Origin of the sequence: Marinobacter sp. BW6 (assembly GCF_008107725.1) — a bacterium.
Classification (GTDB): domain Bacteria; phylum Pseudomonadota; class Gammaproteobacteria; order Pseudomonadales; family Oleiphilaceae; genus Marinobacter.
This window is the reverse complement of sequence record NZ_VIRN01000078.1, coordinates 1-449: the sequence shown is the minus strand read 5'-3', so window position 1 is coordinate 449 and position 449 is coordinate 1. Positions and strand designations below refer to the sequence as shown.

At 58.4% G+C, this 449-nt stretch carries 1 pseudogene; it reads right to left on the bottom strand.

What is annotated here, in order from left to right:
• Nucleotides 1–98 precede the first annotated feature (98 nt).
• Nucleotides 99–290: pseudogene (locus FMN52_RS20040) on the bottom strand (IS6 family transposase); the annotation flags it as partial.
• Nucleotides 291–449 lie beyond the last annotated feature (159 nt).

The window sequence follows — 449 nt, the reverse complement described above, 5'->3', positions numbered from 1 at the left end:
GGGTTGCAAAGTTTGGCGCGTTAACCACGCCTTGAGATTTGGCTGTTGCAAGAGCGCTCCAGGAATTGGAGCTCCGCGTCATGATTCTGAGTTGGCAATACCTCTCTGCGGGATGGCTGCCTACGGCGCAGGTCACGCGCATATGCAGGGCCGAACTTCCTATCTCGGCGTCGGATCGTCTCATAGGAAACGGTCATTCCGCGCCCCGACATCTTTTCCTCGATCATGCGGAGGCTAAGCGGGAGCCGGAGATGCAGCCAGACAGCACGCGCGATGATCTCGGAGGGGAAGCGAAGGCGTTTCTAACCGGCAGAGGCGATCTTCATAGTGATCAGTTTGTCCTGCCAACACCTGTCTCGTCGTTAACGTGACAAGCCCGGCCACCCCACCAGACCTGCAAGAACTGCGCCCTTTACTTGCTTCTGGCTCTGCGTTCCTGCGTCCGAGGC